The organism is Hymenobacter rubidus (assembly GCF_016734815.1).
Lineage (GTDB): Bacteria > Bacteroidota > Bacteroidia > Cytophagales > Hymenobacteraceae > Hymenobacter > Hymenobacter rubidus.
On the sequence record NZ_JAERQF010000075.1, the window covers coordinates 1 to 1,181 of the forward strand.

General features: G+C 68.1%; 1 protein-coding gene. It reads right to left on the reverse strand.

All coding sequences use genetic code 11. The features are described 5' to 3' along the window. Window positions 1-21: 21 nt before the first annotated feature. On the reverse strand, window positions 22-975 hold the full coding sequence (locus tag JKL48_RS22830; protein ID WP_201987720.1) for an IS110 family RNA-guided transposase: 954 nt from the start codon (window positions 973-975) through the stop codon (window positions 22-24). Between the last annotated feature and the right edge of the window lie 206 nt (window positions 976-1,181).

Consider the following 1,181-nt stretch of genomic DNA (forward strand, 5'->3'; position numbering starts at 1 on the left):
CAAGCTCAGCATGAACTGTGTTTAGGAAGCAAGAGCAAGATGAAAATTGGGGTCAAAATCACGTTCGTGGGCGAGCAAGGCCCAGGCTTGGCGCAGCAGGCGGGCGGCCACGGCGCACAGGGCCTGGGGCTTGGCTTTGCCACGGGCCAGCAGGCGCTCGTACAGGGCCGCGCAGGCGGGGTTGGCCCGGCTGGCCGACCAGGCCCCGACGTAGAGCAGGCGGCGCAAGCGCCCGTCGCCGAGCTTGCTCAGCCGCGGCTTGCCGCGCACGCTGCTGCCCGATTCGTAGTGGCGCGGGCACAGGCCGGCGTAGGCCACGGCCTGCCGCCAGCCGGCAAACGCGCGCAGCCCGGGCCCGGCCAGCAGCAGCGAAAGGGCGATGCGCGGGCCCACGCCGGGAATGGTTTGCAGGCGCTGGTAATCGGCTCCGCACTGGGCCTGCGCGTCGTCCGCCAGGCTCTTTTCCAGGGCTGTGAGTTGCTGCTCGAGACGGGCCAGCTCCGCTTCCAGGGCCTTGGTGCTGACCGGGTCGGGCCAGGGCGACTGGCGCAGGGCGTGCTGGTGGTTGCGCAGGGCCGCACGCTGGCCCTTGAGCAGGTCAAGCAGGGCCTGGCGCTGCTGCAACTGTGTCAACCACAGGGGGCTGGGCTGGTGCAGCGCCGGCGTGAAAACGCGGCCGAACTGGCTCAGCAACTGCGCATCCGTGCGGTCGGTTTTGCTGCGCCGCAGCTGGCTTTGGGCGAAGCGACGCACCTGCAGCGGGTTGACGACGCAGACGGGCTGGCCGGCCTGGTGCAGGGCGGCGAGCAGGCGCAGGCCGTAGGGCCCCGTGGCTTCGAGCACGCATACGGCCCCGGCCGGCAACGCTGCCAGCAAGGCCGCGTGGCCGGCCGGCGTTTGGGCCAACTGCACCACGCCGCCGGGCAGGTCGGCGTCGACGTATTCCTGGCTGAGGTCAATCCCGATGTATTCCATAAAAAAAGGGGGAGATGTGTTCACCTGTGTCGCGTGGTACGCCTGCCTCGTCTCCCCTCATCATCCATCCGGCCTGCAACGACCACTGAACTGTTCGGGCTCACGGACCGGCGGCCCAACGGGTGCCAGCATGCTGAACGGTCTTTAAGACCAATGACAAACTGTGGCTTGGCCCAATGGGGTACCACCACAAACATATGATGACG

Coding starts and splice junctions, on each gene's coding strand:
- JKL48_RS22830 (WP_201987720.1), bottom strand. CDS start 975: ATGGAATACATCGGGATTGACCTCAGCCAGGAATACGTCGACGCCGAC.